The organism is Duffyella sp. Ts4, assembly GCF_051851875.1.
In the GTDB taxonomy this organism is placed as follows: domain Bacteria; phylum Pseudomonadota; class Gammaproteobacteria; order Enterobacterales; family Enterobacteriaceae; genus Duffyella; species Duffyella gerundensis.
On the sequence record NZ_JBLYPN010000004.1, the window covers coordinates 123,707 to 146,308 of the forward strand.

23 protein-coding genes are annotated in these 22,602 nt (G+C 56.6%); 15 read left to right on the forward strand and 8 right to left on the reverse strand.

What is annotated here, in order from left to right; translation table 11 throughout:
- Positions 1-13: 13 nt before the first annotated feature.
- Positions 14-778 (forward strand): phosphate ABC transporter ATP-binding protein PstB, encoded by a 765-nt coding sequence (pstB, locus tag ACJY2L_RS08265; RefSeq protein ID WP_067432815.1) that lies wholly within the window; start codon positions 14-16, stop codon positions 776-778.
- Positions 779-814: 36 nt separating this feature from the next.
- Here pstB and purN read toward each other — a convergent pair whose 3' ends face one another.
- Together purN and purM are read right to left on the reverse strand one after the other, a co-directional pair.
- On the reverse strand, positions 815-1,453 hold the full coding sequence (purN, locus tag ACJY2L_RS08270; protein ID WP_439212582.1) for a phosphoribosylglycinamide formyltransferase: 639 nt from the start codon (positions 1,451-1,453) through the stop codon (positions 815-817).
- Positions 1,450-2,490 (reverse strand): phosphoribosylformylglycinamidine cyclo-ligase, encoded by a 1,041-nt coding sequence (purM, locus tag ACJY2L_RS08275; protein WP_067435465.1) that lies wholly within the window; start codon positions 2,488-2,490, stop codon positions 1,450-1,452. Before purM ends, purN begins: the two co-directional genes overlap by 4 nt.
- Before the next feature lie 239 nt (positions 2,491-2,729).
- Between purM and upp the strand changes: the two genes are divergently transcribed.
- The 3 genes from upp (at position 2,730) to hda (ending at position 5,790) form a co-directional block, all read left to right on the forward strand.
- Positions 2,730-3,356, forward strand: a complete 627-nt coding sequence (gene upp / locus ACJY2L_RS08280; RefSeq protein WP_067432809.1) for a uracil phosphoribosyltransferase — start codon at positions 2,730-2,732, stop codon at positions 3,354-3,356.
- A 354-nt stretch (positions 3,357-3,710) separates the two neighbouring features.
- On the forward strand, positions 3,711-4,994 hold the full coding sequence (gene uraA, locus ACJY2L_RS08285) for a uracil permease (RefSeq protein WP_067432808.1): 1,284 nt from the start codon (positions 3,711-3,713) through the stop codon (positions 4,992-4,994).
- Positions 4,995-5,088: 94 nt separating this feature from the next.
- Entirely contained in the window at positions 5,089-5,790 is a 702-nt protein-coding gene (hda, locus tag ACJY2L_RS08290; protein WP_222938449.1) for a DnaA inactivator Hda, read from the forward strand.
- 5 nt (positions 5,791-5,795) lie between these two features.
- Here hda and ACJY2L_RS08295 read toward each other — a convergent pair whose 3' ends face one another.
- Positions 5,796-7,250 (reverse strand): beta-barrel assembly-enhancing protease, encoded by a 1,455-nt coding sequence (locus ACJY2L_RS08295; RefSeq protein ID WP_439212581.1) that lies wholly within the window; start codon positions 7,248-7,250, stop codon positions 5,796-5,798.
- Positions 7,251-8,003: 753 nt separating this feature from the next.
- On the opposite strand from ACJY2L_RS08295, the gene ACJY2L_RS08300 reads away from it, so the two are divergent.
- The 5 genes from ACJY2L_RS08300 (at position 8,004) to ACJY2L_RS08320 (ending at position 12,831) form a co-directional block, all read left to right on the forward strand.
- Positions 8,004-8,609: a DsrE family protein gene (locus ACJY2L_RS08300; protein WP_067432801.1), complete on the forward strand. Its 606-nt coding sequence runs from the start codon at positions 8,004-8,006 to the stop codon at positions 8,607-8,609.
- A 27-nt stretch (positions 8,610-8,636) separates the two neighbouring features.
- Entirely contained in the window at positions 8,637-9,245 is a 609-nt protein-coding gene (locus ACJY2L_RS08305; protein WP_187487378.1) for a DsrE family protein, read from the forward strand.
- A 267-nt stretch (positions 9,246-9,512) separates the two neighbouring features.
- Positions 9,513-11,099 carry a sensor domain-containing diguanylate cyclase gene (locus tag ACJY2L_RS08310; protein WP_439212580.1) on the forward strand — a complete coding sequence of 529 codons (1,587 nt, stop codon included), beginning with the start codon at positions 9,513-9,515 and terminating at the stop codon, positions 11,097-11,099.
- A gap of 88 nt (positions 11,100-11,187) precedes the next feature.
- Positions 11,188-12,264 carry an AI-2E family transporter gene (locus ACJY2L_RS08315; RefSeq protein WP_439212579.1) on the forward strand — a complete coding sequence of 359 codons (1,077 nt, stop codon included), beginning with the start codon at positions 11,188-11,190 and terminating at the stop codon, positions 12,262-12,264.
- A gap of 78 nt (positions 12,265-12,342) precedes the next feature.
- Positions 12,343-12,831, forward strand: a complete 489-nt coding sequence (locus ACJY2L_RS08320; protein WP_439212578.1) for a hypothetical protein — start codon at positions 12,343-12,345, stop codon at positions 12,829-12,831.
- A 43-nt stretch (positions 12,832-12,874) separates the two neighbouring features.
- On the opposite strand, the gene bcp is transcribed toward ACJY2L_RS08320, so the two are convergent.
- Both bcp and ACJY2L_RS08330 read right to left on the reverse strand, forming a co-directional pair.
- Complete coding sequence (gene bcp, locus ACJY2L_RS08325; RefSeq protein ID WP_067432795.1) at positions 12,875-13,342, reverse strand: thioredoxin-dependent thiol peroxidase; 468 nt, start codon at positions 13,340-13,342, stop codon at positions 12,875-12,877.
- Positions 13,342-13,923, reverse strand: a complete 582-nt coding sequence (locus ACJY2L_RS08330) for a glycine cleavage system transcriptional repressor (protein WP_067432794.1) — start codon at positions 13,921-13,923, stop codon at positions 13,342-13,344. The genes bcp and ACJY2L_RS08330 overlap by 1 nt, the downstream gene beginning before the upstream one ends.
- A gap of 157 nt (positions 13,924-14,080) precedes the next feature.
- On the opposite strand from ACJY2L_RS08330, the gene dapA reads away from it, so the two are divergent.
- The 6 genes from dapA to ypfH all read left to right on the forward strand — a co-directional run bounded on the left by dapA (position 14,081) and on the right by ypfH (position 20,620).
- On the forward strand, positions 14,081-14,959 hold the full coding sequence (dapA, locus tag ACJY2L_RS08335) for a 4-hydroxy-tetrahydrodipicolinate synthase (protein ID WP_067432792.1): 879 nt from the start codon (positions 14,081-14,083) through the stop codon (positions 14,957-14,959).
- A gap of 14 nt (positions 14,960-14,973) precedes the next feature.
- A complete protein-coding gene (bamC, locus tag ACJY2L_RS08340) occupies positions 14,974-16,008 on the forward strand; it encodes an outer membrane protein assembly factor BamC (protein ID WP_067432789.1) in 1,035 nt (344 codons plus the stop codon).
- A gap of 132 nt (positions 16,009-16,140) precedes the next feature.
- Positions 16,141-16,854, forward strand: coding sequence for a phosphoribosylaminoimidazolesuccinocarboxamide synthase (purC, locus tag ACJY2L_RS08345; protein ID WP_187487380.1), 714 nt, complete (start codon positions 16,141-16,143; stop codon positions 16,852-16,854).
- 121 nt (positions 16,855-16,975) lie between these two features.
- Positions 16,976-17,830 (forward strand): KPN_02809 family neutral zinc metallopeptidase, encoded by an 855-nt coding sequence (gene ypfJ / locus ACJY2L_RS08350; protein ID WP_067432783.1) that lies wholly within the window; start codon positions 16,976-16,978, stop codon positions 17,828-17,830.
- 3 nt (positions 17,831-17,833) lie between these two features.
- The gene (locus tag ACJY2L_RS08355; RefSeq protein ID WP_439212577.1) at positions 17,834-19,816 is read left to right on the forward strand and encodes a tRNA(Met) cytidine acetyltransferase TmcA; all 1,983 of its coding nucleotides are present in this window, start codon (positions 17,834-17,836) and stop codon (positions 19,814-19,816) included.
- Between the two features lie 108 nt (positions 19,817-19,924).
- Complete coding sequence (gene ypfH / locus ACJY2L_RS08360; RefSeq protein WP_439212677.1) at positions 19,925-20,620, forward strand: esterase; 696 nt, start codon at positions 19,925-19,927, stop codon at positions 20,618-20,620.
- Positions 20,621-20,653: 33 nt separating this feature from the next.
- Here the strand turns inward: ypfH and ACJY2L_RS08365 are convergent, their stop codons facing one another.
- From ACJY2L_RS08365 to ACJY2L_RS08375, 3 genes are read right to left on the reverse strand one after another with little or no spacing between them, the layout of a single operon-like run.
- Positions 20,654-20,842: a YpfN family protein gene (locus ACJY2L_RS08365; RefSeq protein WP_067432774.1), complete on the reverse strand. Its 189-nt coding sequence runs from the start codon at positions 20,840-20,842 to the stop codon at positions 20,654-20,656.
- 21 nt (positions 20,843-20,863) lie between these two features.
- Positions 20,864-21,991 (reverse strand): succinyl-diaminopimelate desuccinylase, encoded by a 1,128-nt coding sequence (gene dapE / locus ACJY2L_RS08370; RefSeq protein ID WP_439212576.1) that lies wholly within the window; start codon positions 21,989-21,991, stop codon positions 20,864-20,866.
- Positions 21,991-22,371, reverse strand: a complete 381-nt coding sequence (locus ACJY2L_RS08375; RefSeq protein ID WP_067432768.1) for an ArsC family reductase — start codon at positions 22,369-22,371, stop codon at positions 21,991-21,993. The genes dapE and ACJY2L_RS08375 overlap by 1 nt, the downstream gene beginning before the upstream one ends.
- Positions 22,372-22,602: the final 231 nt, after the last annotated feature.

Below are 22,602 nucleotides of genomic sequence, written 5' to 3' on the forward strand. Positions count from 1 at the left end.
CCTGGAACCCGTTATGGCCGATGTTGAAGTCGCACTGGCAGTGGAAAATTTATCGTTGTGGTATGGCAGCAAGCAGGCGCTGAATACTATTTCGCTGAACATTCCCAGGAATCGTATCACCGCGCTGATTGGCCCGTCCGGCTGCGGTAAATCGACGCTGCTGCGCTGTTTTAATCGTATGAACGATCTGATCGACGACTGCCGTATCGAAGGCGATATTCGCCTGGAGGATCGCTCTATCCTGCAATCAGGCGACGATCTCTCGGCGTTACGGCGGCGGGTAGGCATGGTTTTCCAGCGGCCCAATCCGTTTCCTAAATCGATCTATGAGAACGTGGTCTACGGGCTTCGCCTGCAGGGCGTGCGCGATCGACGCGTGCTCAATGAAGCGACCGAGCGGGCACTGCGTGCTGCGGCGCTGTGGCCGGAAGTGAAAGATAATCTGGGGCAAAATGCGCTGCAACTCTCCAGCGGGCAACAGCAACGGCTGGTGATCGCCCGCGCTATTGCGATCGAACCGGAAGTGCTCCTGCTGGATGAACCGACCTCGGCGCTCGATCCGATCTCCACGCTGGTGGTGGAAGAGCTGATGAGCACGCTTAAGCAGCATTTCACGCTGGTACTGGTGACACACAATATGCAGCAAGCGGCGCGCGTATCAGATTACACCGCGTTTATGCATCATGGTGCGCTGGTTGAGTTTGCGGATACCGATACCATCTTCACCGCGCCGAAAGTGCGCCGCACGGAAGAGTACATTACCGGTCGATTTGGCTGATTAAAAAACGGTTTCCCGGGCGGGAAACCGGCTGTTTTACTCTTCGGCGTAACCCTGGGGCGGCAGACGAACGCCATCCAGCCAGGCCGCATTGTCGCGCATTTCCAGCCTGCCAGCGGTAAACCAGCTCACCACCAGCGGATAGATCGCGTGCTCCTGATGCTGAACGCGCGCGATAACTTCGGCTTCGCTGTCTTCGGCAAATACCGGCACCCTGGCCTGTAGAATCACCGGCCCGCCATCCAGCTTGTCGGTGACAAAATGCACCGAGGTGCCGTGTTCCGTGTCGCCGTTGTCCAGCGCCTGACGATGCGTGTGCAGGCCAGGGTATTTCGGCAGCAGGGAAGGGTGGATGTTCAGCAGACGATCGTGGTAGTGCGCCACGAATTGCGGGCTGAGAATGCGCATATAGCCCGCGAGCACCAGCAGATCGGGCTGCCAGCGATCGATCTCTTCGATCAGCTGGCGATCAAAAGCTTCACGATCGGCAAACGCGCTGGCTGACAATGCAAACGCCGGGATTGCAGCGTTGCGCGCACGTTCCAGACCAAACGCGCTGGCTTTATTACTGAACACGGCCACCACGCTGCCGTTGATGCGGTCCTGCTGGCAGGCATCCAGGATTGCCTGAAGGTTGCTTCCACTGCCGGACACCAGCACGACGATGCGTTTCATGAATTGATAACCACACGCTCAGCGGCATCAGATGCTTTGATCACGCCAATCTTCCACGCCTGCTCGCCGGCATCGTTCATCAGCTGCACCGCTTTGTCCGCTTCTTCCGGGCTCAACACGATCAGCATGCCCACGCCACAGTTAAAGGTGCGATACATTTCGTGACGGCTGACGTTGCCCGCGTGCTGCATCCAGTCAAATACCGCTGGCCACTGCCAGCTCGACTCTTCCAGCACCGCCTGAGTGTTATCCGGCAGAACGCGCGGAATGTTTTCCCAGAAACCGCCGCCGGTGAGGTGCGCAATCGCGTGCACATCAACCTGTTCAATCAGGCTGAGAATATTTTTAACGTAGATGCGGGTCGGCGCCAGCAGGTGATCGGCCAGCGGTTTGCCTTCCAGCTGGTGGGTTGCCGGATCGGTCTGACTTACCTGCAGGATTTTGCGCACCAGTGAGTAGCCGTTGGAGTGCGGGCCGCTGGAGCCGAGCGCGATCAGCACATCACCGTCGGTGACCTTGCTGCCGTCAATGATCTCTGATTTTTCCACCACGCCAACGCAGAAGCCGGCCACGTCGTAATCTTCGCCGTGATACATGCCTGGCATTTCTGCGGTTTCGCCGCCAACCAGCGCACAGCCCGACTGCAGGCAGCCTTCGGCAATGCCTTCAATGACCGCGGCGGCGGTATCCACATCCAGCTTGCCGGTGGCGTAGTAATCGAGGAAGAACAGCGGCTCGGCGCCCTGTACCACCAAATCATTCACGCACATGGCGACCAGATCGATACCGATGCTGTCGTGACGTTTCAAATCCATGGCCAGACGCAGTTTGGTGCCAACGCCGTCGGTGCCGGAAACCAGCACCGGCTCACGGTATTTTTGCGGCAGCGCGCAAAGGGCACCAAAGCCGCCCAATCCGCCCATCACTTCGGGACGGCGGGTTTTTTTCACTACGCCTTTGATACGATCGACTAACGCGTTGCCTGCATCGATATCAACGCCGGCGTCTTTATAGCTGAGAGAGGTTTTGTCGGTCACTGCGAAATCCCCACGCGGTTTGCGGTTGGTGGTTTGAAAAAAGCGCGGCAATTCTAACAGCGCAAGCAAACGTTTGCGAGTGCCTTATCCGCGGCAGATTGCGTTACCTGACAAAATGTCCGATCCTTGCGAAAGCTCCGCTTTGGCGTTTAATTGCCATAAGTCATATGGCGTTGAAAACAAAAGGCGGTATAATCCCGCGATTTTTTTTTCGCTCAACTCAATGCCGGAGAACAACAATGAAGATCGTGGAAGTCAAACACCCGCTGGTCAAACATAAACTGGGTCTGATGCGTGAGCATGATGTAAGCACCAAGCGTTTCCGCGAGCTGGCATCAGAAGTGGGTAGCCTGTTGACCTACGAAGCCACTGCCGATCTGGAAACCGAGCGCGTTACGATTGAGGGCTGGAATGGCCCGGTTGAGATCGATCAGATCAAAGGCAAGAAGATTACCGTGGTGCCGATTCTGCGCGCCGGTCTGGGTATGATGGAAGGGGTGCTTGAGCACGTGCCGAGTGCGCGTATCAGCGTGGTGGGCGTCTATCGTGATGAAGAGACGCTGGAGCCAGTACCTTACTTTCAGAAGCTGGTATCAAATATCGAAGAGCGCATGGCGCTGGTGGTTGACCCGATGCTGGCAACCGGCGGCTCAATGATCGCCACCATCGACCTGCTGAAAAAAGCGGGCTGCACCAGCATTAAGGTGCTGGTACTGGTGGCTGCGCCGGAAGGGATCAAGGCGCTGGAGAAGGCGCACCCGGACGTTGAGTTGTATACCGCGTCGGTGGATCAGGGCCTCAACGAGAAAGGGTATATCATCCCCGGACTTGGGGATGCCGGCGATAAGATCTTTGGCACTAAATGATGTTCCTTGCGGGCTATTTTACTTGCCACTTTACCTCCGCGCAGTGCGCGCAATCCTCACGTACTTCAGTACGTTCCGGTTGCTGTGTGCTGAGCGTCTGTAAATTGGCGGCGACAATAACGCCCGTGCTTCAGCAAGGTCAACTGGCGGGTCAACGGCAAGGTCAAGGTCAATGGCAGGTTCAGCGGTCGGAATCCTGGTCGGGGCTGGAGCCGTTACCGATTCAGTTTGGTGAGCATTGCGGGCGGCAGGCCAGTGATGCCCGCCGCAATGTTTGCAGAAAGTCTTGTTCGAACAGCCGACCAGAGGGTCGGCTTTTTTTTGGTTTTTTTAGCCGCCAGAAGAGGATAAATAATGACTCGTCGCGCCATCGGCGTTAGTGAACGCCCACCGCTGTTGCAGACCATTCCGCTCAGCTTTCAGCATCTGTTTGCCATGTTTGGCGCGACGGTGCTGGTGCCTATTCTGTTCCATATTAATCCGGCCACCGTGCTGCTGTTTAATGGCCTCGGTACTTTGCTCTATCTGTTTATCTGTAAGGGAAAAATCCCTGCTTATCTCGGTTCAAGCTTTGCCTTTATTTCTCCGGTACTGCTATTACTGCCGCTGGGATATGAAGTGGCGCTGGGCGGCTTTATCCTCTGCGGCGTGCTGTTTTGTGTGGTGGCGCTGATCGTGAAAAAAGCGGGCACCGGCTGGCTGGACGTGATGTTTCCTCCAGCGGCGATGGGCGCGATTGTGGCGGTCATTGGTCTGGAACTGGCGGGCGTAGCGGCGAACATGGCCGGGCTGTTACCGGCTGAAGGCAGCGCAGCAGACAGCACCGCGGTGACCATTTCACTGGTTACGCTGGCGGTGACCATCTTCGGCTCGGTGCTGTTTCGCGGTTTTCTGGCGATTATCCCGATTCTGATCGGCGTGGTGGTCGGCTATGCGCTGTCGTTTGCGATGGGCATCGTGGACTGGACGCCGGTTTACAATGCGCCGTGGTTTGCTTTGCCGACCTTCTATACGCCGCGCTTTGAGTGGGCGGCGATGCTGACCATTCTGCCCGCTGCGCTGGTGGTGATCGCCGAGCATATCGGTCATCTGGTGGTGACCGCTAACATCGTCAAAAAGGATCTGCTGCGCGACCCGGGCCTGCATCGCTCGATGTTTGCTAACGGCGTTTCAACTATCTTCTCCGGCCTGTTTGGCTCAACGCCCAACACCACCTACGGGGAAAATATCGGCGTGATGGCGATCACGCGGGTATACAGCACCTGGGTCATCGGTGGCGCAGCCATTCTGGCGATTCTGCTCTCCTGCGTCGGCAAGCTGGCGGCAGCCATTCAGGCCATTCCGGTGCCGGTAATGGGCGGCGTTTCGCTGCTGCTCTATGGCGTGATTGGCGCCTCCGGTATTCGCGTGTTGATCGAATCTAAGGTCGATTACAACAAGGCACAGAATCTGATCCTGACCTCAGTCATCCTGATCATTGGCGTTAGCGGTGCCAAAATTCATATCGGCGCCGCCGAGCTGAAGGGCATGGCGCTGGCAACCATCGTTGGCGTCGGTCTTAGCCTGATCTTCAAAGCGATCAGCCTGCTGCGCCCGGAAGAAGTGGTGCTGGAAGCTGACGACAACGCGCCACGATGACGATCGCCCGGGCAGCCCGGCTGCCCGTTTCGTCTCTGCCGCAAAGTTGTGATAAACTTCCCGCGATTTTTTGCCCGCCCTGACCGAGGTAATTCTGAACACGCCGGCACAACTTTCATTGCCACTCTATCTGCCCGATGACGAAACCTTCGCCAGTTTCTGGCCGGGGGAAAACCCGTCGCTGCTTGCCGCGCTGACCGGCGCACTGCAACAGGAACATGGCAGCTACCTCTATTTCTGGTCACGGGAAGGCGGTGGACGTAGTCATTTGCTGCATGCCGCCTGCGCACAGATGTCAGCACGTGGCGAAGCGGTCGGTTATGTGCCGCTGGATAAGCGCACCTGGTTTGTGCCGGAAGTGTTAGACGGGATGGAACAGATGGCGCTGGTCTGCATCGATAACATCGAATGCATCGCCGGTGACGACGCCTGGGAAATGGCGATCTTCGATCTCTACAACCGCATTCTGGAAACCGGTAAAACCCGGCTGTTGATCACTGGCGATCGGCCGCCGCGGCAGCTCAATTTGCAGCTGCCCGATCTCGCCTCGCGGCTCGACTGGGGCCAGATCTACCGTCTGCAACCGCTGTCGGATGAAGATAAACTGCAGGCGCTTAAGCTACGCGCCAACCTGCGCGGTTTTGAGCTGCCGGATGATGTGGGCCGCTTTCTGCTAAAGCGGCTCGACCGCGAAATGCGCACGCTGTTCGTTACGCTGGATCGTCTCGATCGCGCGTCGATCAGCGCCCAGCGCAAGCTCACTATTCCCTTCGTGAAAGATATCCTCGCGCTGTAGGCGAGTTATCCCTTCTGATAACGGCGGAAACGCTGTTGCAACTGACGTAGCTGATCGATACGCGCATCATACCGCGCCTGCTTCAGGCTGCCCAACGGCACCTGGGCGCTGGCGCTGCTGAGGGTCGTGATCGCCTGATCCAGCTGCCCGCCTAAAGCCAGTCCTTCAGCACGTGCCGACAGCTCTTCGTCACGCAGGTTTTGCGCTGCCGACGCCTGTGCAAGCAGATCCCAGCCGTTGCTGTCATCAGGATGCGCCCAGGTATAACGATTCAGAATGCGGCTGGCGTTGGCAGGCTGCTTCGCTTCCAGCAGGGCATTCGCCAGGTTGAGCTGCACCACCGGGCTGTTGCTCTTCACACTGCTCAACAGCGCAACCGCCTGCTGCGGCTGATTCAGGCCAATCTCAATGTCACTCATGATATCGAGATACCAGACGTTGGTCGGTTGTTTGGCCAGCAGTGGCGCAATGATACGCTTCGCATTATCAAAGCTTTTGGCCTGTAAAAATTGCACCGCTTTGCCGTACTGTGCTGCGGCTTGCTCACGGCTGTTGCCTTTCATCCACTCATTCAGCAGATCGTCACCCAGCTGATTCTGCCCGGTGGCGTACATACCCAGCGCCCGCACTTTCGCCATGTAAAAATCCTGGGAAGATTGCACTACCATCGGCTTCATCTGATTGGCGCGGTTGCGCGCGTCAGAAAGGCGGCTTTCGGGCAGCGGGTGGGTCAACAAAATTTCCGGTGGCCGGGAGGAGAAGCGTGACTGATCGGCGAGCTTTTGCAAAAAGTTGGGCATCGCCTGCGGATCGAAGCCCGCGCGCTGCAACACCTGAATGCCGATGCGATCCGCTTCCTGTTCATTATTCTGCGTAAAGGAGATGACGCCCTGCTGCGTACCCGCCAGCGTGCCGGTCAGCGCCGCCATGCCGCCCTGCGGATTAGCCATCGCCAGCAGGATAGAGCCGAGCACGCCCACCCAGGTCAGCGGCGCATTGCGCTGCTGCTCTTCCATCGCACGCGCCAGATGGCGCTGAGTCACGTGCGAAATCTCATGCGCCATTACCGAGGCGAGCTGGCTTTCATTATCCGCATAGCGAAACAGCGCCGAATGCAGCACCACGTTGCCGCCAAAAAAGGCGAAGGCGTTCAGCTCATCATTACGAATAAGGAAGAAATGAAAGGGCGTTCTGACCGACTGGGCATGCGACACCAGCCGCTGGCCCAGCTGATTGATATAGTCATTAAGCAGCGGATCATTGATCAGCGGCGCGCTGGCCCGCAGCTGGCGCACATAAAAGTCGCCCATCTGCAGTTCCTGATTGATCGACAGCGTGGCGCCCGCCGTGGTGCCAATATCCGGTAAATTATCTGGCATGTCCGCCCGTGCGGGCATTGCTGCGGCAAACTGGCAGCAGAGCAGAGTGGCAAGCACCGTTTTTTTCAAATCAATCATCATGCAGCGGTCCCGGAATGGAAAAGAGGATGGATCTGTGACACGCCGTTAGCGATGTCGCGCTGAACGTAAGTTATCTTAACGAGTGAGATAAAAGAATGAAACAACGTGCTGAGAGACGAAAATCGCGAGCTGGCATCAAAATTGCCGTAAAAAATTGAATATCTCTCTGCAGGAGCAACGCGGCGGTGTCAGCGACAGCGAGCCTCAAGGCAAACGCTTTACCGCGCTGGATACTGCCTGCGCAAGCCGCAATTGGGACGAAATATCGATTAAAAAAATCGTCCGTAAAAATGGCCGTTTCTTAAAGTTATGTAAACACATTCAAATTTACTGAAAGTAATTGTCATGTTATCCAGGTATACTCTGAAAAATAGCCGTATCAGGGCACATTAGGTTTCGCACTTCAATTAGTTATTTTAATTGTAATGTTTATTGTTTTTATAGGTTAATAGTTATATCTGGATCGATTTTCGCGCTGGAAATTGCATTTAGTGGATACCCTTCCCCTTAACAGGCGAGCAATACGCTTTTCATTCCGGTGATGCTGCACTTTTACGTACCGCCTGTTCCTGTGAAAATTCCACCGCCTTAATCAACAACCTTTGATGATAACAGGCGTTAATTATCTTTCGTCTGTTGCCTGCCATTTTAGCGGCGAATTTAGACACTCATCTCAAATCAGCGCTGTGATATAGATGTCGCACTTTACTTTTTGCATCCGGCCAAGACCGGACATTCTGGAGCGCTTTTCTCATGCGAGCTGTTGTCTCTTATGCCCTCATCGCCATTATCGGCGGCGCAGTGGGCGCCGGTATTACTAAAAGCGGTGATATCTACGACAAGATTGCCACCCATCTCTCTTCACCGCCGAGCGATCCGGAAGGCTTCTGGACCACGCCTGCGGTGCCGGGATACGGCAAAATTCATTATGAAAATGATGCCGCCTATAAACCGGCGCCGGGCCTGAGCAATAAAATTGTCTTCCAGATTACCCGCAGCGACGGTGCCATGACCGATCCGAATCTGGGGCTGGAGCGCGTGGCGCGCGTGGTCAATCTCTACATTGCCGCGGGCGTGCCGAAGGAACAGCTGAAATTTGTGGTCTCGGTGACCGGTGATGCCACGCCAGCGCTACTGACCGACGATCATTTTCACAAGCTCTATGGTGTTAACAATCCCAACCTGAAGCTGATTCAGGAGCTTAACGCTATGGGCGTGGTGGTGTCGGTCTGCGATCAGTCGGTGGCCTTCCATCACTACCCCAACAACTGGATCGATAAATCGGTGGTGCATGCGTTGTCCAGTCCGACCACGGTATCGACTTTAGAAAACCAGGGCTACGCCTGGTTACAAATGTAATTTTTAACTTTTTTCAGGGAGTCTTCTATGCGTCCAGCGTCATACATTGTTATCGCGGCGGTTGCCGGTTTTATTGGCGGCAATGTGCTGCAGGCACCGGCGTTGTTCGACAAAGTGAGCGATCACTTTAGCGATAAAAAAAGCGAACCGGCTGATTTCTGGTCAACACCTGCTATCGACGGTTACGGCAAAATTCACTATGTCGATACCCCGGCTTACAAACCTGGCACCGTTGCCGGTCTGAGCAATAAGATTGTGTTTCAGATCAACCGTAACGAGGGAGACATCAAGCAGACCAACCTCGGTCTGGAGCGTGTTGCGCGCGTGACTAACCTCTATTACGCCGCTGGCGTGCCGTTGAATAAGCTGGATTTTGTGGTTTCTATCAATGGCGATGCGGTTTCTGCGGCGCTGGATAATGACCATTTCAAAAAAGCGTACGGTATCGATAACCCGAATCTGAAGGTGATTTCCGAACTGGAAAAAGCGGGCGTCAAGGTGACGATTTGCGATCAGTCGGTGGCGTTTCATCAGCTTGAGCGTGAGTGGATCGACACCTCGGTTACCCACACCATCTCCAGCGGCACCACGGTGGCTACGCTGCAAAATGAAGGCTACGCCTTCCTGATGCTGTAACGCGTTTCCCGCCTCCGGCAAGCCGGTTTGCTGTTCTCCGCCCGCACGCTATGTCATGCGGGCGGAGGCACAACCGTCGCTATCCCGCCGCTTCAATACCAGACTTAACTAAAATAAATTCAGCGTCAGGCCCTCAAGATATTCCTAATTTTTCCGTCAGGTGTACAATTGCGCCTGATTTTCAGGGTGATTCTTGTTTGCCAATACCAAAAAAACGCACGTTAAAAGGCGCTGAATAATGAAACTTATCTGCCTGCGAGTTTGCCAGTGATAGGGCGGCTTCGCCCCCGCACCGATCTGCGTACGCTGATCACCCTGCTGGCGGTTGCCAGTATCGTCATCACTCTGGCCAATGCGCTTTATGCCACCTGGCGCGTACAGCGTGCCGAGCTGATTGAAAATACGCTGGAAAATAACCGCGTCTATGCCGCCAAGCTGGCATCAACCACCGAACTCTTTTTTCAGCTGGCTCAGTCACAGCTGCGCTTCAGCGCCAACACGATCGGCAAAAACTTTGACGATGATGCGCTGTTGCAGAGCGAAGTGGATCGTCTGCGGGAACAGACCAGCAGCTTTAACTCGGTGGCGGTAATCGACGCAAATGGCTTTGTGCGCGCGATTTCACCGGAATCCCTGACCCTGAAAGGCATGCATCTTGACAGCGACAGCTCGCACGCTGCGCTGACCGCCCGTGCGCCGATGATCGGCAAACCCAGCATTTCGGCCGCTAATAATCTGATTGTATTTATCTCCTCGCCCATCTGGACGCGGGATGGCCGCTATCTTGGCTATGTGGGCGGTACGCTCTATCTGAAGAAGAAAAGCATTCTTAATTCGCTGCTGGGCGAACAGTATTATCGTGACGACACCTCGCTCTATGTGGTCGACAGCGACAATCAGGTGCTTTATCACCAGAACGGCAAGCGCGTCGGGCAAACCATCGCGCCTTTGGTGGATGATAAAACCCTCGACGCCAATAAAAATGGCGCGCTGGAAATTGACCATCTCGACAATGCATCGATGCTGGCAGGCTATGCCACGGTGCCAACCGCTGGCTGGCTGGTGGTAGCGCTGAAACCTACGTTGACCACGCTGCAACCGCTGACCGGCTTGCTGTTTAACGTGCTACGCCATTCGGTGCCGTTTGTGCTGCTGACGCTGCTGGCGTCGATGGTGCTGGCGCGGCTGATTGCCTCACCGCTGTGGCAACTGGCGCGGCGAGCGGGGCAGATGGAGGAGCCGGGCGTATCAGAAGAGATTGGCGCGATTCGCAGCTGGTACTTTGAAGCGGCGCAGATCAAGCGGGCGATGCGCACCGGCATTTTGAGCATGCAGGATAAAATTGGCCGCCTGCGCTCAGAGGTGCAGAGCGATCCGCTCACCGGGCTGCTGAATCGCCGCGGGCTGAATTCGGTGCTCGATTACCTGCTTGCTACCCAGCAGCCGTTTGCCATTCTGGCGATGGATATCGATCACTTTAAGCGCATCAACGATAACTGGGGCCACGACGTTGGCGATCGGGTGATTCAGCAGGTGGCTATCGAGCTGAACAACGCCTCACGTCAGACTGACGTGGTCTGTCGCAACGGCGGCGAGGAGTTTTTGATGATCCTGCCGGGTGCACAGCCGGAAATCGCCCGCACCATCGCCGAGCGGGTACGGCAAAGCATTTTCCAGTCGTCCATTGAACAGGTGGGTCAAATCTCTATCTCGATTGGCGTCTCATTCTGGCAGCCGGGCGACGGGCCGTTTGGCCCATTTTTTAAACAGGCGGACGATGCGCTTTATCAGGCCAAGCATGCGGGCCGCAACCGTGTGGTGATCGCCGGTACCGTCGCCGAGCCGTTGCTTTAACGGCGCGAGCTGCTGCAAACACCGCTTACTGCTAACCCCGCCCGCTTCGCGTAGAATCGGGCCTCTTTTTTTCAGGAAAGGAAAGCCTGTGCTGGCTCTGTTATTCCAATGGTATCGCCGTCGCTTTAGCGACCCGGAGGCGATCGCGCTGCTGATTATTTTACTGGCGGCGTTCTTAATTCTCTTCTTTTTTAGCGGATTGCTGGCGCTGTTGCTGGTGGCGATAGTGCTGGCTTATCTGCTGGAGTGGCCCACCGTGCGGCTTCAGCGGCTGGGCTGTTCCCGTACCGCCGCAACCAGCATCGTGCTGGTTATTTTTGCCGGTCTGCTGCTGGTGATGATGCTGATTGTCGCGCCGGTTGCCTGGCAGCAGGGCATCAATCTGATGCGCGATTTGCCCAATATGCTCAACAAGCTCTATGTCTATGCGGCCGGTCTGCCGCGGCGTTTCCCCGCGCTGGTCGATGCTGGCATCGTGGATGTGATTGTGGAAAACCTGCGGGCGCGCGTCACCGGGCTGGGCGAATCCGTGGTGAAATATTCCCTCGCCTCGCTGATGGGATTAATGACGCTGGCAATTTATCTGGTGGTGGTGCCGCTGATGGTGTTCTTCCTGCTTAAGGATAAAGAGCAGATGCTGAATGCGGTGCGGCGTGTGCTGCCGCGCAATCGCGGTCTCGCCGGGCAGGTCTGGCTGGAGATGAATCAGCAGATCACCAATTACATTCGTGGCAAAGTGGTGGAAATGGTGGTGGTCGGCGTGGTGACCTGGATCGCCTTTGTGCTGATGGGCCTGAACTACGCGCTGCTGCTGGCGGTGCTGGTAGGGTTGTCGGTGCTGATCCCCTATATCGGCGCGCTGGTGGTGACGGTGCCGGTGATTGGCGTCGGCCTGTTTCAGTGGGGGCTGGGTAGTGATTTCTGGACCATGATCGTGGTTTACCTGATTGTCCAGGCGCTGGACGGCAATCTGCTGGTGCCGGTACTGTTCTCCGAAGCGGTGAACCTGCATCCGCTGGTGATTATCCTGTCAGTGGTGATTTTCGGCGGCCTGTGGGGATTCTGGGGCGTCTTCTTTGCTATCCCGCTTGCCACGCTGGTGAAAGCGGTGGTGCATGCCTGGCCCGACACGCTGCACGCCAATGAGCATTCCGTGGAGCCATAAGGCGATTTCCAGACAGGTCTCCAGTCGCGTTTCCCTGATGCGTGGCATCGTAGAGCGCACTTTTTGCAGGGAGGCTCCATGAACAGACGCATTGAAACAATGCCTTTTAATATGTTTACCACGGACAACGGCGCTTCGGTGCCGCTTCTCGGCGGCGAGGTCACCTCAGATCTGCGGCCGACGATGATGGGCAATGCGGGTCAGGCTTCGCTGATCTATCTGCTGGATGGCGCGACGGTGATCGGCAGCAGCCAGGCCGCTGAGAACGGCGCCTGGCACGTCGCGCCGGAGGACGATTTACGCCCCGGTCAGCACCGGCTGTTTGCCACCAACGGCAAAGCCTTTACCCAGCCAATTGAATTTATGGTCGAGGCTGCACCCGCCCTGCGTCTGGCCGATTTGCTGGTTGAGGAAAGTGCCTCATTGCTTGACGACGTGGCCAGCGCAACGCCGTTTGCGTCGCTGGTGTTGGAAGAAGCGGACATGCGGCTGGAAAGTCAGCACGGTGTGGAGCAGAACATAGCGCCGTTGCCGGTAGTCGATGAAGAGGTGTGGTACACGCTGTAGCGGAAATCAGCCGGGCCCATAAATGCGGGCCCGGCTGAGTAAATTACGCTGACTTCAGATAATCCATCACGATGTCGTAGTGGTTACTGGTTTTGAAATCGTCGAACACTTTCTCCACCTTGCCTTTGGCGTCAATCAGAAAGCTGATGCGATGAATGCCATCATAGGTTTTCCCCATGAAGCTCTTCTCGCCCCAGACGCCGAACTGCTCGCTAACCTCATGATTCTCATCAGACAGCAGCGTAAAGTTGAGCAGCTCTTTCTCAATAAAGCGGGACAATTTCTCCGGTTTGTCGGTGCTGATACCCAGCACTTCCACGCCAGCCCGTTTGAACTCATCCATGTTATCGCGCAGGCCACAGGCCTGAACGGTACAGCCAGGCGTCATCGCTTTGGGATAGAAATAGACCAACACGCGTTGTCCCTGGAAGTCGGTCAAATTTACCTGCTCGCCATCCTGATCGGGCAAGCTAAATTTCGGTGCGGGATCACCGGCCTTCAGTGGATTCATTACGATTCTCCGATTTTTTCTTCATGCTGTGGGGAATGGACGACATTAACGACATTGATAGTGCCTTGCGCCTGCAATTCTGTACATAGCTGATGAAAAGCAGGTTCAATAGACGAGGCGTCACGGCTGGCTGGGCTGTGCGCAGTAATCTGAATAAACAGCTGGGGTGGCAGGGCGTCCTGCGCAGGCTGCGTGCGCGAGACCAGCTCGGCGATATTCATCTGGTTTGAGTCGAACAGATCGGTGAAGCGTTCAATAATGTGCGGTGAATCGGTGACTTCCACCTGCACCCATACCGTGGCGGGCATCGGCGGCTGCGCGCGCGCGTTGGTGCGCTTCATTACAATCAGCAGCTCCATATCCGCGCCTTTCAGCGGCAGCGTGGATTCAATCAGCGTAATGGCATTCCACGAACCGGAAAGCAGCATAATAAAGGTGAACTCGTCGCCAAGCATCGCCAGCCGGCTGTCTTCGATATTGCATCCACAGCTGCTGACGTGGCGCGTAATGGCGTTGACAATACCCGGACGGTCAACGCCCAGTGCGGTAATAACCAGATGATGTGGCTGTGACTGGGGCAAAATGGTGCTTCCTGTCCGTCAGAGTGATAAGCATAAGTGATATGGATAAGGTAAACATAAAAAATACCCTGTGCCAAGCGCCCTGGCGACGCCGTTGCTTGCTTTTCCCTGCCCGTCAAACGTACCATGAAGCACTTGTTTGTGGAGGGATTAGCCAATGTTCACCGGAAGTATTGTTGCGCTCATTACGCCTTTGGATGATAAAGGAAATGTTTGCCGCACCAGCCTGAAAAAACTGATTGATTATCACGTCGCCAGCGGCACTTCGGCGATCGTTTCCGTAGGAACCACCGGTGAATCGGCGACCCTGAGCCATGATGAACATGGCGAGGTGGTATTGATGACCCTGGAGCTGGCCGATGGCCGCATTCCGGTTATCGCGGGTACCGGCGCAAATGCCACCGCGGAAGGCATCTCACTGACCAAACGCTTTACGGATTCCGGCGTTGTCGGCTGTCTGACCGTGACGCCTTATTACAATCGCCCAACGCAGGAAGGTCTGTTCCAGCACTTCAAAGCGATTGCCGACAGCACCGACCTGCCACAAATGCTCTATAACGTCCCTTCACGTACCGGCTGCGATATGCTGCCGGAAACCGTTGCCCGCCTGGCCGAAATCAAAAATATTATCGGTATTAAAGAGGCAACCGGGAACTTATCGCGGGTTAGCCAGATCCAAGAGCTGGTTGACGATAGCTTTATCCTGGTCAGCGGTGATGATGCGACCTCGCTGGACTTCATGCAGCTCGGCGGACACGGCGTAATTTCAGTCACCGCTAACGTGGCTGCACGTGAAATGGCTGCGCTGTGCCAGCTGGCTCAGCAGGGCAACTTTGCCGAAGCGCGTCGCCTTAACCAGCGCCTGATGCCGCTGCATCAAAAACTCTTTGTTGAACCCAATCCTATTCCGGTGAAATGGGCTGCAAAACAGCTGGGATTAATCGCTACGGACACGCTGCGTCTACCAATGACGCCAATCACCAGCGCGGCGCGTCCGTTCGTGGAGCAGGCTCTGAAACACGCAGGCCTGCTGTAATTTAGGGAGATTTAATGGCTTACTCAGTAACGAAATCCACGGTAGTCAAAGTAGTTGGGCTATCTACCATTATGCTGCTGGCAGCATGTTCCAACGATCAGCGCTACAAGCGTCAGGTCAGCGGCGATGAGTCTTATCTTCAGGCCAGCGAGCTGAAAGATCTTAACGCTGCCCCAGGTACCGTACTGCCGCTGCAAAACGGCGATTTTGAAACGCCGCGCAGTGCCAGCAACGGTCCGGTTGGCAAACAGCTCGATATCCGCCCACCCGCTCAGGCGCTGGCGCTGATGAACGGCACGCGCGCGCAGTTTACCGGTAATACCGGTGTGCTGATGATGGACGGTTCAGGCAGCGCCGCGGTATGGCCACAGGTGGTCAACGTAGTGCAGTCCTACAAGTTCCCGATCGCCTCACGTCAGGATAGCAGCCAACAGTTGACTACCGACTGGGTAAACTGGAACCGTGCCGATGAGGACAACCAGTACCGCGGCCGTTATCAAATCAGCGTCCAGAAGCAAGGTTATCAGCAGGCGCTGACCGTGCGTCTGCTGCAGCTACAGCAGCAGGGCAACGACGTGAACTCGCCGGTGCAGATCCAGCGTTATACCGCGCAGATGCTGAACGACATCAGCACCGGCATGGATAAAATGGATTCCGCGCAGCAAAACGCCGCGGCCAGCCGCAGCTCAGCGCAGATCGATGTGCAGAGCGGCGCGGACGACACCGGTTTGCCAACGCTGATCCTGCGCGCACCGTTCAACACCGTCTGGCAGCGTCTGCCAGAGGCGTTAAAACGTGTCGGCATGGAAGTCAGCGACAGCAATCGTTCGCAGGGTAGCCTGAACGTCAGCTACAGCGCGCCAGGCGAAAGTGACTGGGACGCATTGGGTGCGAAAGATCCTCAGTTGCCAAACGGCGATTACAAACTGCAGGTCGGCGATCTCGACAACCGCAGCAGTCTGCAATTTATCGATCCCAAAGGTCATGTGTTGACCCAGTCGCAAAATGATGCGCTGGTGGCCGTGTTCCAGGCGGCGCTAAGCAAATAAATCCTGTCTGGCCGGAGATTCTCCGGCCTTTTTGTTTCGAGTTTGGCATAATAGCGCCCAGCAAGGTAAACGATTGCGTCGCGCAGTCGCTCGCCGCTTACCACCATTTCGTCATGTTTGGAGTGAATTAAGATGCAAAAGCAAGCTGAGTTGTATCGCGGCAAAGCGAAAACCGTATACAGCACCGAGAACCCGGATCTGCTGATACTCGAATTCCGCAACGATACGTCAGCAGGAGACGGTGCGCGTATCGAACAGTTCGATCGAAAAGGCATGGTCAACAATAAGTTCAACCATTTTATTATGACCAAACTTCAGGAAGCGGGCATTCCGACGCAGATGGAAGCGTTGCTTTCCGATAACGAAGCGCTGGTGAAAAAGCTGGATATGGTGCCGGTGGAGTGTGTGATCCGCAATCGCGCCGCAGGTTCGCTGGTCAAACGCCTGGGTGTGGAAGAGGGCATTGTGCTGGATCCACCGCTGTTTGATCTCTTCCTCAAAGACGATGAAAAACATGACCCCATGGTCAACGAATCCTATTGCGAAACCTTTGGCTGGGTAAGCAAAGCTAACCTGGCACGCATGCAGGAGCTGACCTACAAAGCCAATGAGGTGCTGAGCAAGCTGTTCAGCGACGCGGGTCTGATCCTCGTCGATTTCAAACTGGAATTTGGCCTGTTCAACGGCGAAGTGGTGCTCGGCGATGAGTTTTCCCCGGATGGCGCGCGCCTGTGGGATAAAGAAACCATGAACAAAATGGATAAAGATCGCTTCCGCCAAAGCCTCGGCGGCGTGGTTGAAGCCTATGAAGAAGTGGCGCACCGCCTGGGTGTAAAACTCGACTAATTGTTCCAGCGGAGCGACGCCCGTCGCTCCGTTTGCGATTCCTGCACGCTCCCCGCTGGTTATTACCGCCTTCCGCAACTAGAATCTGCGTCATCGACAGTGGAAAGTTCAGGAGAACGCTATGCGTTGGCAAGGGCGTCGCGAAAGCGACAATGTGGAAGATCGTCGCGACCAACGTTCATCGTCTGGCCTCGGCGGCGGAAGAATACCGTTACCGCGTGGCAAAGCGGGCATCGTGGTGCTGGTGGTTATCGTGGTAGCAGGCTACTACGGCTATGATTTATCGCCGCTGCTTACCGGCGGACAGCCGGCCACTCAGCAGCATCAGGCGGTCAGTCCGAAAGATGACGAGGCGGCAAAATTCACCTCGGTTATTCTGGCAACCACAGAAGATACCTGGGGCAAGATATTCCAGCAGATGAACAAAACCTACCAGCCGCCGAAGCTGGTGATGTATCGCGGCGCGACCTCGACCGGCTGCGGCACCGGGCAATCGGTGATGGGGCCGTTCTACTGCCCGAGCGATCAAACCGTTTATATCGATCTCTCCTTTTATGATGAAATGAAGAACAAGCTGGGCGCCGATGGTGACTTTGCTCAGGGCTATGTGATTGCGCATGAGGTTGGACATCATGTGCAAAAACTGTTGGGCATTGAGCCAAAAATTCGCCAGATGCAGCAGAACGGCAGCAAAACGCAGGCTAATCAGCTGTCGGTGAAGATGGAACTGCAGGCTGACTGCTTTGCCGGTGTCTGGGGCCATTACATGCAGCAACAGCAAATTCTGGAGGCGGGCGATTTGCAGGAAGCGCTGAATGCCGCCGAGGCGATTGGCGACGATCGCCTTCAACAGCAGAGTCAGGGGCGCGTGGTGCCGGACAGCTTTACGCACGGCACGTCGGAACAGCGCTACACCTGGTTCAAGCGCGGTTTTGACAGCGGCAACCCAGGCCAGTGCGATACCTTCGGTCAGTAAGCAATGGAGGTTGCCGCGCTAACGCGGTTAATGCAGCAGCAGGGCATTCGTCGCGTACGTGTAATCAGCGGCGATGTGGCCTGGTGCCTTGAGCAGGCGCAGCGCTGGCAGCAGCAGCTGGCAGGCGAGTGGATTTGGGTCAGCGATGAGGCACCGCAAGGTGCCTCAGTAACATGCACACCAGCCGCCGCACGAAATCTGCTGGGCCGCGAGTTTCAGCACGCGGTTTTTGATGCGCACCGCGGTTTTCACGCCGAGGCGTTTGCTGCACTGGCCGGTACGCTGCGTGCCGGTGGCTGGCTACAGCTCATCGTGCCGCCGTGGCAGCACTGGCCTGAACGGCCCGACAGTGACAGCCTGCGCTGGAGCGAACAGCCCGCCGCCATCCCCACACCGCATTTTATCCATCATCTTCAGCGATCGCTGAGCTGCCATGAGTGTTTATTGCATCGGCAGGATCGCCCGTGGCCGCAGCCAGCATGGCCGTCACGTCCAGAGTGGCATTGCCAGGCACCCCAGCAGCAGCAGGCCATATTGTCGCAGCTGCTGGCGCTACCGCCTGCGGTGGCGGTGTTGACGGCACCACGCGGGCGCGGCAAGTCGGCGCTGGCCGGCATGCTGGCACAGCAGCGCCGCTGTATGATTACCGCGCCGGCCAAAGTGGCAACCGACGTGCTGGCCAGCTTTGCCGGTGAGGCGTTCCGGTTTATGGCGCCGGATGCGCTGCTGGCGGCGGAAGCGGTGACGGCCGACTGGCTGATCGTTGATGAGGCGGCAGCCATTCCGGCGCCGCTGCTGGCGCAGCTGGTTAGCCGTTTTCCTCATGTGCTGTTAGTCACCACCGTGCAGGGCTATGAAGGCACCGGGCACGGTTTTATGCTGAAGTTTTGTGCCAGCCTGCCGCATGTCCACTATTTCACCCTCGACGAGCCGTTACGCTGGGCACGCCACGATCCGCTGGAAGCACTGCTGAACAGCAGTCTGCTGTTCAGCGAACCCTTGCCGCTTGTGGCGCAGGCTGACTGGCAGTGCGTGCCGCTCGATCGCCATGACTGGCAGCGCCAGCCCGCCTTAATGATCTCGCTCTATCAGCTGCTGACCAGTGCACATTACCGCACCTCGCCGCTTGATTTGCGTCGCATGATGGATGCGCCAGGCATGCGTTTTATCGCGCTGCGCCATCAGCATCAGGTGGCAGGCGCGCTGTGGTTGATCGAAGAAGGCGGGCTGGATGCGGAACTGGCGGCACAGATTTGGGCGGGCAGGCGCCGTCCTCGCGGTAATCTGGTGGCGCAGTCGCTGGCTGCGCACGGCGACAGCCCTCAGGCGGCAACGCTGCGCTCGCTGCGCATCAGCCGTATTGCGGTGGAAGCCAGCCTGCGCCAGCAGGGGCTGGGCAGCCGTCTGCTCGACGCCGCACGGCAGGCTACTAACGGTAGGGACTTTCTGTCGGTGAGCTTTGGCTTTACCCCCGCGCTGTGGCGCTTCTGGCAGCAAAATGGCTTTGAGCTGGTGCGTATCGGCTCGCACCTTGAAGCCAGCAGCGGCTGCTATACCGCAATGGCGTTGCTGCCGCTCACACCCTGTGCTGTCGAGATGACGCAGCGGGCCAGCCAGCGTCTGCGGCGCGACTGGCCACTGTTGCGTGCGGAGATCAACATCGAACTGGAAATGACCAGGGTAAACGAGCCGGAATTCAGCGAAGCTGACTGGCGTGAAGCGGCGGGATTTGCTTTTGCGCTGCGCCCGTTTGAGGTCAGCCTGCCCGCGCTAACTCGTCTGCTGGCGCAGTCGTCGATGACGCTGCCCGCGCTGCGTGCACGGATTACTCAGCGTCGATCGGTTAACGATATCGTGGCAGCGCTCGGTCTGGCGGGTGCAAAAGGGGCAATCCGCGCCTGGCGACAGGAAACGGCCAGCGCGCTTTATCAGTGCGATGCTGCACGGGCGGAAGCGTGGCAGCGGCGGCTGGAAGCATTGCAATAAATCGACCCTGTTGTTCAGTTTTTCCCGCTATGCTGATGCAATACGCGGCGTAACATAACGGGCTTCTATGTCCGGGCGTCTTTACCGGAACTGCTTCAGGAGAAAATGATGAAACCTGACTATGTTGTTGTACAACAGCCGACTCAGCCCGCTGAACAGCTCTTTCTGCTTTATCACGGCGTCGGCGATAATCCGCATGCGCTGAGCCAGCTGGGGCGCTGGTTTGCCGACGCGTTTCCGGCCGCCTGCGTGGTCTGCATCGGCGGGCCAGTCGCCAGCGGAAACGGAAACGGCAGCCAGTGGTTTGAGGCGACGACGTCGGCTGAGGAAGCCCGCACGCGAGTGGCCGCCATCCTGCCTGAGTTTCTGGCATCGGTACGCAGCTGGCAGCAGAGTAGCGGCATTGCTCCAGCGGCCACGGCGCTGGTGGGCTTTTCGCAGGGCGGCACCATGGTGCTGGAAGCGCTTAACGCCGAACCGGGCCTGGCGGGTCGCGCCGTGATCTTCAGCGGCAGCTATGTACAGACCCCGCAGCGGGCATCAAACCGGGCGACCATTCATCTTATTCACGGCGAGTATGACGATCGCGTGCCGGTCAGCGCCATGGAGCAGGCCAGTGAACGGCTGACCGCGTTAGGCGGCGACGTAACGCTGGACGTTGTGGAGGATCTGGCTCACGCCATCGATCAGCGCAGCATGGGACTGGCGCTACATCATCTGCGTTATACCGTGCCGCGGCGCTATTTTGATGAGGCGTTGAGCGGGGCGTCTCCAGGCGATGACGATGTGATCGTATTGATGTAAAGCGACGTCCCTCGGGCGAGGGACGTAAAAGCATTATTTCTTTTTAGGCCAGTCATCTTCGTCGTCCCACTTATCGTTAAAATCACGATGGGGCGGCAGTTCCGGGCGGTTATCCATATATTTTTTATGATCGATACGCTTCAGATCTTTATAAACGTTCATCAACACGCCGACCATCAGCACAATAACGAAAATCCACCAATACTCTTTCAGCCATTCCATTTGCTCTCTCCTTCAGAATACTCAGGCGACCAGTTGTTCCATGATGCGCTGATACATGCGGCTAAGCAGCTGCAAATCGGACGCTTTCACACACTCATTGATCTTGTGAATCGTGGCGTTTACCGGACCCAGTTCAACCACCTGCGCGCCCATTCGGGCAATAAACCGACCATCGGAAGTCCCGCCGGTGGTTAACAGCTGGGGTTTAATTTCATTATAGTGCGCAACCGCCCTGACCACCGCATCCACCAGCTTGCCGCGGGCGGTTAAAAAAGGCTGGCCGGAGAGTTTCCACTCAATGGTATAGCGTAACTGATGGCGATCGAGCAGCGCCTGTACGCGCGTTTTAATCGACTCATCGGTAGATTCCGTGCTGAAACGAAAGTTGAACTGCACCTCGAACTCGCCGGGGATAACATTATTGCTGCCGGTTCCGGCCTGCACGTTGGCAATCTGCATGCTGGTGGGCGGGAAAAATTCATTGCCGCGATCCCATTCTGTGGCCACCAACTCGTTCAGCGCGGGCAGCGCGCGATGCACCGGATTGTCCGCCAGATGCGGATAGGCAACATGGCCCTGCACACCGTGCACCGTCAGGTTGGCGGTGATCGATCCACGGCGACCATTTTTAACCACGTCGCCAACGATTTCCGTGCTGGAGGGTTCACCGACCAGACAATAATCGAGCCGCTCGTTGCGGGCCATTAACCGTTCCACCACCTTAACTGTGCCGTTGGCTGCGCTGGCCTCTTCATCAGAAGTGATGAGAAAAGCCAGGCGACCGCGGTGCTTCGGATGAGCGGCGACAAAGCGTTCTGCGGCCACCACCATTGCGGCCAGCGATCCCTTCATATCGGCGGCACCACGGCCAAATAACATGCCATCACGAATGGTGGGTTCAAACGGCGGGTTGATCCAGCGGTTAGCATCACCGGCGGGCACAATATCGGTGTGGCCGGCAAACGCCAGCGTTTCCCCTTCGCCACGCCATGCCCAGAAATTGAGCGTGTCGCCCATCGGCATGGGTTCGACGGTGAACCCGATCGCCTGCAGACGGGCGATCAGCAGCGCCTGGCAGCCGGCATCGTCCGGGCTAAGCGAAGGCCGACGGATAAGCTGTTGAGCTAATTCGATAACCGGGCAGAACATTATAACGTCTCCTGGAGAAAGGTAGGGTAACGCGACTCATCAAAGCCCAGCAGCATAGAACCGTCTGCGGCATGGAGCAACGGGCGTTTAATCATAGCAGGCTGTTCCAACATCAGCGCTTTCGCACTGGCGGCATCGGTAATGGCGTCGCGCGTCTCCTGCGGCAGCTTGCGCCATGTGGTGCCGCGCGTATTCAGCAACGCTTCGTAACCCAGGCGATCGATGAACTGCTGAAGCAGTGCGGCGGGCAGGCCTTCAACGCGATAGTCATAGAAACGATAGTCAATCTGTTGCTGGTCCAGATAACGCCGCGCTTTCTTGACGGTGTCGCAATTTTTGATGCCGTAGAGAGTGAACGGCTGCTGGCGGATGTCAGTCATCGGTATATTCCTGGGATAATCAAAAACACGTCACAGGATCATGCCGCATAACTATTCATAACGCCACGTTTTAGACCACCATCACAAAAAACAAGCGTAGCGGCCAGAGAAGAGTGAATTAATCCAAAAACAAGACATGTCTCAATGGTATTGCCGCCGGTAATAAGGAGAATGCCTTTCACAGGAAATAATTAAAGCCGGTAATCAACGTGCTGGCGAAATAACCCCGTT